Source organism: Segatella copri (assembly GCF_019127135.1).
In the GTDB taxonomy this organism is placed as follows: Bacteria; Bacteroidota; Bacteroidia; order Bacteroidales; family Bacteroidaceae; genus Prevotella.
The window spans coordinates 1-604 of record NZ_JAHOEA010000174.1; the positions used below are offsets into that span (position 1 = coordinate 1).

Consider the following 604-nt stretch of genomic DNA (forward strand, 5'->3'; position numbering starts at 1 on the left):
CTCTGGCTGAACATGTTGATGTACAAGGCAGTGGACAGGAGCATTATCCGCTTCAATCCCATAGCCAGGATAGGGTATGAGAAGAAGGCAGCCCCGAAGATGACCCATATCAGCAAGGCAGACTTCATCAAGATGCTCTCTACCCCGATGGCTGACGAGCGAACGGAGCTTGCACGCAGATGTTTCATTTTTGCCTCGCTCACCTCCTTATCCTATATAGATGTAAAGAAACTGTACCCTCACCATATCAGTGAGAACTCCGAGGGTAGGAAGTTCATCCGCAAGGAAAGAGAGAAGACAGGCGTGGAGTTCTTCGTGCCGCTCCATCCGATAGCCGAGAAGATTCTTTCGCTCTACAATACCACGGACGACAGCAAGCCTGTTTTTCCACTGGGTGAGAAGAAAGACATCTATCTTGATGTGCATACCCTTGGAATGGTGCTTGGCATAAGTAATAAGTTGGGATTCCACGCCAGCCGCCATACATTCGGAGTCTTGATGCTCAACGAGGACATTCCCATCGGCAGCATAGCCAAGATGATGGGACACGCAGACATTACAAGCACACAGGTCTATGCGCAGGTGACGGAGCAGAAGATTTCAA

Annotated in this window: 1 protein-coding gene; it reads left to right on the forward strand. The window is 49.7% G+C overall.

What is annotated here, in order from left to right; all coding sequences use genetic code 11:
• On the forward strand, nucleotides 1–604 hold a 604-nt coding region (locus tag KSW37_RS15720), incomplete at both ends, for a site-specific integrase (protein WP_217315388.1).